This window comes from Rubripirellula reticaptiva, assembly GCF_007860175.1.
GTDB classification, from domain to species: Bacteria; Planctomycetota; Planctomycetia; order Pirellulales; family Pirellulaceae; genus Rubripirellula; species Rubripirellula reticaptiva.
The window spans coordinates 451,012-457,369 of record NZ_SJPX01000003.1 but is presented as its reverse complement, the minus strand read 5'-3'; the positions used below and the strand labels follow the sequence as shown (position 1 = coordinate 457,369).

At 53.4% G+C, this 6,358-nt stretch carries 9 protein-coding genes; all 9 read right to left on the bottom strand.

What is annotated here, in order from left to right:
• Positions 1 to 610 precede the first annotated feature (610 nt).
• Positions 611 to 1,222 carry an SMI1/KNR4 family protein gene (locus tag Poly59_RS14600; protein WP_146534840.1) on the bottom strand — a complete coding sequence of 204 codons (612 nt, stop codon included), beginning with the start codon at positions 1,220 to 1,222 and terminating at the stop codon, positions 611 to 613.
• Between the two features lie 114 nt (positions 1,223 to 1,336).
• Positions 1,337 to 1,585, bottom strand: coding sequence for a hypothetical protein (locus Poly59_RS14595; protein WP_146534839.1), 249 nt, complete (start codon positions 1,583 to 1,585; stop codon positions 1,337 to 1,339).
• 956 nt (positions 1,586 to 2,541) lie between these two features.
• Positions 2,542 to 2,943: a hypothetical protein gene (locus tag Poly59_RS14590; RefSeq protein ID WP_146534838.1), complete on the bottom strand. Its 402-nt coding sequence runs from the start codon at positions 2,941 to 2,943 to the stop codon at positions 2,542 to 2,544.
• Between the two features lie 116 nt (positions 2,944 to 3,059).
• Positions 3,060 to 3,506, bottom strand: coding sequence for a hypothetical protein (locus Poly59_RS14585; protein WP_146534837.1), 447 nt, complete (start codon positions 3,504 to 3,506; stop codon positions 3,060 to 3,062).
• 112 nt (positions 3,507 to 3,618) lie between these two features.
• Positions 3,619 to 3,960, bottom strand: a complete 342-nt coding sequence (locus Poly59_RS14580) for a hypothetical protein (RefSeq protein WP_146534836.1) — start codon at positions 3,958 to 3,960, stop codon at positions 3,619 to 3,621.
• A gap of 183 nt (positions 3,961 to 4,143) precedes the next feature.
• On the bottom strand, positions 4,144 to 4,638 hold the full coding sequence (locus Poly59_RS14575) for a hypothetical protein (protein ID WP_222436109.1): 495 nt from the start codon (positions 4,636 to 4,638) through the stop codon (positions 4,144 to 4,146).
• Between the two features lie 53 nt (positions 4,639 to 4,691).
• Positions 4,692 to 4,997 carry a hypothetical protein gene (locus Poly59_RS14570; protein ID WP_146534834.1) on the bottom strand — a complete coding sequence of 102 codons (306 nt, stop codon included), beginning with the start codon at positions 4,995 to 4,997 and terminating at the stop codon, positions 4,692 to 4,694.
• A gap of 239 nt (positions 4,998 to 5,236) precedes the next feature.
• On the bottom strand, positions 5,237 to 5,662 hold the full coding sequence (locus Poly59_RS14565) for a hypothetical protein (protein ID WP_186776263.1): 426 nt from the start codon (positions 5,660 to 5,662) through the stop codon (positions 5,237 to 5,239).
• A 95-nt stretch (positions 5,663 to 5,757) separates the two neighbouring features.
• Positions 5,758 to 6,348 (bottom strand): leucine-rich repeat domain-containing protein, encoded by a 591-nt coding sequence (locus Poly59_RS14560; RefSeq protein WP_146534832.1) that lies wholly within the window; start codon positions 6,346 to 6,348, stop codon positions 5,758 to 5,760.
• Positions 6,349 to 6,358 lie beyond the last annotated feature (10 nt).

The following is a 6,358-nucleotide window of genomic DNA, read 5'->3' as shown; positions in this document are numbered from 1 at the left end:
GTGCAAGGCCCCAATTAAGTTTGACCAAGAGCACCCAGAGTGCGACACCGGCTACGATCGTGATAGATTTTGCTATTGGTTTCATGTTGAGGGAGACGAAAAAGTCGAGCAACGTCAGTCGGATAACAGTTCGGATCACCGGGTACGAACGAACGATGGACCATCAGAGAAAAGACTTTTGAGTACTCCGGTGCATCCGATGGTTATCGGAGTTGTTTTATCGGGGGCCATTTTTTCGGTACGCCGGTGTTGCGTCTTGCTGAATGTATCGGCCGTCTCTGGATCGAGCAACTAATTTTCGGAGGACTATATTCGAGCGTGGCTCTCGTCCGGCGTGCGACAAGAAGTGTTGCCGAAGAACGTACCATTGTCGGCCCCCAAGAGCTCCCAACGGCATTAGAGTTGAGTTCGATGCAAGCGTTGCGCCGGCGATCAGAGGACAAGCTAGAACCAAGGACAGCCGGGCATGAGTAATTCGAGCACAATCTTCCAACGCTACTAAGTGCCGATAACGGTTACGATCACCGAGCCGGAACGGAAATCATTGCTTCAATTGGCACGCGCAAGTCCGGCTTCGCGTGCATCGTTTTGTTATCCCGCGATATGCTGGCTACTGGGGCGGAAAGTCGTCAAGTGTCAAACAAAGGCAATTCGGGTCACTGACGTCAACAGATCGTGCGTCATAAATAGCTAACGTTTTCTGGATCAAAGCCTCGAGGTCGTTAGCAATCACTTGGATATTACCACAAATTGGCCTGAGCCCAAGTATCTGACCAACGCGTCCGGCAGGGCCAGGATTCATGTCGATGCAAACACAGTGAAGGTCATAGCCAAACGAAATGGGGATCAGGCCAGAATGCCAGTTTGGGCGCTGGTTGATCCGATCGCATTCTACGAATTGATTTAGGTCATCGTACTCATAGGATGTGACAAAATCATGCTCTCTTGCAATCTCTTCCGCACTAATAAAAGCCTCAAAAGCGATTATTCCATTTGATTTGAAGCTTGAATCTTGTTCCCCATCTGCAAATGAAAGCAATTCGACAAGCAATGCAGGAATTTCGCTATAGCTGGATTTGAGTAGCTCCAAGGTCGCGTCGGAGGCAGGAGGCCTCAAAATCGAATTCGTCAACTGGGCGAGTTTTTTGAGTTCGGCAATCATTTGGCTTAGCGGGATAACGGTGACGATCAGCCGGCGGCGACGGCAGATCAACAATTTCAAAACGCCCGACTTCGCCGCTCGGTTGCATCGTTTGGTTCCCCGCCGCTTAGGGTCGTGTATGGGCGTCAGTTCTCTACCCGCATCGAGCAGGACCAGTTTTTAACGAGTAGATCATCAGAACAAAGCGTCCGGCGAAACGTCTGGCATCATTTCGGCAACGAGCACTGAAATTTCAGCGTCCATTTTGCGTTGCAACTTCCACCGGCGGATCAGCCCACTCGCGTTCCACTCGTCGGCGTATTTTGCCTCGACAATGAGGCGTGCGTCTGATTCAACGGCGGCAGTTAAACGGTCGTGCCCATCAACGACAAAACCCGATTCACGACCGATGTCTGGTGACGCAGCGAGAGTGCGTAGAAGCATGCGTTGTCGATCCATATCGTGTAACGTTGCAGAGTATCTTTCAGTCGGGGAACGGTACGCGTAACCGGGGACGCGTGGGGAAGTCTCTAACTGCCAAATCGCTTAGCTCGCGTCCTCCGGTTCACGCGATGGTTACCCGTCGTTTTGCTGTTTGTGTTGGTGGCCCGAATCATCTGCGGCCAATCGACCGGAACGTATACCGATGGTAAGCGGCGTTCGAAGTTTGTACCAGCTACCGACCCAAACAATCGCAGCAATAAACGTGGCAGGCATTAAGATGCGTGTGAGTGTCATCGACCATTGAATTGATTCGGCAAGGTCCGCTTCAATCGGTGCCGATCCCCCCAGTGCAATTGCGTTGAAGCTCCGCACCATTCCGTGAACCGTTCCGAAAACGGAAATGACAATACATCCGAACATAATGAGCGCGGCAACAGATTTGATTCGGCGCAATCGTCGTTCGGCCGGAGCTTGTTTGCGCATTGGTCTGTGTCGGAAACCGATTTGATCTAGTCGGGTAACGTTACCAATCACCCGGCGGCGACGAGAAATTGTCCATTGTCAAAACGCCCGACTTCGCCGCTCGGGTGCATTGGATGGTTCCCCGCTTCGGGCCGGGAGACCGCGCACCGTTTGCGGGCGCTGGTTTCGTGCGTTGGATTGTAGCAGCATGGAGACAGGCGTTGGGTAATCAGCGGCCTGGAGTCGAGCATGGATCTGCAGGCGTTGGTTTTCTTCGGGCGTCGACCGGGCACTGTCAATCACAGCCTGGAGACAGCGCACCGATCACCTGAGGGGAGACAGGCGTTGGGTGTCACGGTTCTCGATGGAGCAGCCAATTTCAGTCGGGGAACGGTAGCGATCAGCGGGTCGGGACGATTGACTTTCCATTCGTGAAACCTTGCAAGCCCGACTCCGTTGCATCGCATGGTTCCCCGCCGCATTGGTGATCGAGGTTACGTGGCCCATCGCCACAATGCGTACGCGACGTAGCCGATGAGTATAGCCCTCGCCGCGATTGAAATCCACGACATGCGAAGTCGAGTATTGGTTCGGGTTACAGGAAAGGGCAATTCACCCTTCCAGTACCGCCATCCGTTTAGGCCGAAGTGGTACGTGTGAGTATCAGTTCGCGCAGAAAGGACGTAGCCAGGAATGCGAAGGATCGGCGAACGAAATGATGCGAGCACCGCTTCCCGAATGTCGTCGTAGCGGACGTTCCAGTCGCCGCAAATCAAGTGGTCGTCGAAAAGGCGAAGTCGAGCGCGTCGTGAGGTGATCCAATGCGGCCCAGTCTCCAGCTGGTCACCATCTGCGATGATCGCCTTCGTCATGCAGCTGTGGACAGGTTGTGTCATGAATCTTCAGTCGGGGAACGTCTACGATCAGCCGGCGGCGACGGTTGATCATCCACTTCAAAACGCCCGATTTCGCCGCTCGGTTGCATCGTTTGGTTCCCCGCCGTCTGTTTGCACTAGGTAAGGTCAGCGACAAAAGCCGTGACATACCCGTCAGTATCGTATGCGAGCATTTCGGGCCAGTCGCCATCGGTCATAGAAAGCAGCTTAGCATGCAGGCCCGATATGAGCCAAGGTATTGAGAGCAGTGGGTATTGCGTGCGCATCCATTCACGAACTTCTGTGTTGGTGGTCGCGTTACGGTCGAGGAGATTGTCTGCGCGTTCGATGTCGCTCGCGTCAGGTCGAAACCATCCTTGCAGATCGTCACGCGTGGGATCACAGATGTAGGGCTGAAGTGCCGAAGAATAGCCAAATGTGAAACGGACGAACGAGCGAAAGTCGGGAAATGCGTCAGTGGGCCAGCGAGCCGCGTGGAACCCGAGTTCCAATGCCGGGTCTAGCAATTCGCACGCAACGTCTGACGGAAGTTTCGCGTTAAAGTGCGAGAGGTCGCCGTACATGGACTTTAGTCGGGGAACGGCGGCGTTGACCGAGCACCGCCAATGTGGTTTCCATTTGCAAAGACGACATGCGGTGCTTCGGTCCAACGCATGGTTCGTCGAGATCTTGAGCCTAAAGCAGACGTTGATCAAAGTCACGTTTAATCGCCTGTGCGTCTTCTGAATCCGCATCAAATATCGGCACAGAAAAGTAGTCGCGCAGCAGTACGAGCAGCGAGTTATTGGCCCATTTTATCTCGGCTGCCCCCAGCCAGTCATCCCCCGCGAAGAATTGTATCGCGAGATCCGCCGACACCCTTTTGGGCTTGTACTCACCTGTTGGCTTGCAATTTAGCAAGCGATCCCAAACCGAACGCAGATCAGATTCGGACAATGCGAAACTGTTGGCGACACGAAAGTCGTGGCCTTTGATCGTGCTGAAGTCCGCGTTGTGTGGGTCTGTACACTTGCTCACGCGACACACCAAGCCAGACGTAACGCCAGGCAGTGCAACGAGCGGAATCTTGCGTTTCAAATAGTCAGCGTGCGTCTCAATTACTGGTGACCTTAATTCGACGAACGTTACGCATCAGCGGGCCGGGACGGTTGATGTTCCATTTGTAGAGACGCGCAAGCCCGGCTCCGTTGCATGCGATGGTTATCGCTTGTCTGGCGGAAGTGCATCGAACGGCGAATCGCAAACATGTAGAGTTTGAATCTTAGCGTTCGCGGCTAGGTCCCATCGCACCCACGAGTATTCGACCGTTGATTTACCGACCGCGTCACGTGGCCCCATTGTAGCAATCTTAATGATCGCCGTTTGTCGATCGTCTCCAAGAGAATCGAGAGACGACACCCAGCGTTTCACGCCGGGCGCAACGTGAGCGTCGCCGCTCCATATGGTCGAGTCGTATTCCCAATCGATTCCAGACTGAGTTTCGAGTACTAAGTCGTTAAAATCGAAGCCCTTGTTGTCCCGAGTGTTGTATCGAAGCAGAAGACGGGACTGTCCATCTGGAGAAACGACGATTTCGCGATCGACGACGGTTCGATGGCACCCGTTAAGCGAAAGCACGACGAAGACCAGGAGGAAGCGGATCATTATATTGCGATAACGGCACGCGTCACCGGGCACGCGCGAAAGATTTTCCATTTCAAAACCGGACCGCTCGCGTGCTCCGGTGCACGCAATGGTTCCCCGCGTCTTTACGTGCGATCCTCGATCCGACGAATGGCGGCAAGATTTCGACCAATGTCGACCGCGAAAAGCACAAGAATTATAGCGCATAGTATACCAACGAACCAACGCCCCCATGGCATGACGAAAAAGTCAACGATCATCGCGAATCCGAAAAACAGTGGCGGATAGATTATCAGCTCGGGCAAATAGCTGAACCCGGCATCCGGCGGTCGATCGCCTCGCGCGATAGCAGCCCGCAGTCCGATGATGCCAACCGCTGGATATGCGAGCCACGTAATGGCAATCAGAAGAACAAGTGCGTAAATGGACATTATCGCGTCGATTCGGTCTCTGCTAGGCTGCAGCAATCGAAATTTAGTCGTCACTCAAACGCCACCTAACCAAAGTTGGCTGTGGTGATCGGTTTTGAAAACAGTCGGTATGGAGACAGTGATCTCGATTCAAATTGATCAAGCTGGCTACAGTCGGGGAACGCTTCGCATCAGCGGGCCGGCGCGAGATGCGTTGACTTCAAAACCGACCCGACCGCCGGCTCCGTTGCATGCGATTGTTACGCCATCCCTTCTGGTGAAACAGGATTCGCGAACCAGCCGATCAAAACGTCATTGATAAAGCGACAATACTCGTCGGCACAGCGGGCTATATCTTCGTCTCTTGTGGACCAGCTCAGATTGTAGCGAATTCCGTTTGGCGGGTTGGGGCGTGTGTAGGCGTCGCTGCGTGGCCCCAATATCGATGTCCCGGTTGATCCGTCCATCGTGACATGAGACATGACACGAACTTCGCGTCCGCTCGTATGTTTTTGAAACCCAATGTGGTTGGTTTGATTTTCGGTTTGCGAAACAAAGTGTCCGTCCCCAGCTTTAGTAAATCCGACGGTCGGCAAGTATTGAAACACAAGCCGAAGCATTTTGTCGCGTGCCTGACGCATGGCCTTATCGCGTGCTATCAATTTCGACTTGCGATCGTCATTCATGGGTTTAAAGGCGTAACGGCAGACATCACGGGGGACGGAGAGTGAATGATCCATTGCGAAAAACGCCGCAAGCCGTCCTCCCGTGCATGTCATTGTTACCCCCATTTTAGTGTGTGGCACTTTAGCAAAGAACCTTTGAGTTGATCGAATCCTGCCTCCGTTACCTCGGTGTCGCGCAGGAAGAGTCGACGAAGTTCAGTCATCCTGCGCATGTGTGGGACGGATTCATCTGAGATTTGGTTGCCAATCAAACTGAGGCTGAACAAATGATTGGTTTCCGCAAGTCTCGGAATAGCTGCATCGGTGAGATTGCAGAACGGAACTATTACCCAACGCACGTGCGGAAATGCAACCAAATGCCGTGTGACGTCATCGGTGATGCGGGGGTTGTTTTGATCCATGTACGCGCGAAATCGAGGATGCTGGCACAGTCGTTTGAATCCGCCATCGGAGAACAACGATTCGTGATGTGAAAACCGAAACAAAACCAAAGACATCAAGAAAGGAAGCGTCAGCAAATCGTCGACGTGCGCGTCAGATAACCGATGCCCACCTCGAACGCCAAATACGAATCCACGTGGGTTGAGTTGGAAACCACACTTGATCTCAGATAGAGATTCGACCGCACGCGCATCTTCGGGCTGCGGTTCAAACTCACCCGGTCGGTGCCAATCAAGCGTGGGCATCGACTATCTC

What these genes read in the sequence shown, in the direction of transcription:
- Poly59_RS14595 (WP_146534839.1), bottom strand. Translation starts at nt 1,585, where the DNA reads ATGCTTCTACGCACTCTCGCTGCGTCACCAGACATCGGTCGTGAATCG.
- Poly59_RS14590 (WP_146534838.1), bottom strand. Translation starts at nt 2,943, where the DNA reads ATGACACAACCTGTCCACAGCTGCATGACGAAGGCGATCATCGCAGAT.
- Poly59_RS14585 (WP_146534837.1), bottom strand. Translation starts at nt 3,506, where the DNA reads ATGTACGGCGACCTCTCGCACTTTAACGCGAAACTTCCGTCAGACGTT.
- Poly59_RS14575 (WP_222436109.1), bottom strand. Translation starts at nt 4,638, where the DNA reads ATGGAAAATCTTTCGCGCGTGCCCGGTGACGCGTGCCGTTATCGCAAT.
- Poly59_RS14570 (WP_146534834.1), bottom strand. Translation starts at nt 4,997, where the DNA reads ATGTCCATTTACGCACTTGTTCTTCTGATTGCCATTACGTGGCTCGCA.
- Poly59_RS14565 (WP_186776263.1), bottom strand. Translation starts at nt 5,662, where the DNA reads ATGAATGACGATCGCAAGTCGAAATTGATAGCACGCGATAAGGCCATG.
- Poly59_RS14560 (WP_146534832.1), bottom strand. Translation starts at nt 6,348, where the DNA reads ATGCCCACGCTTGATTGGCACCGACCGGGTGAGTTTGAACCGCAGCCC.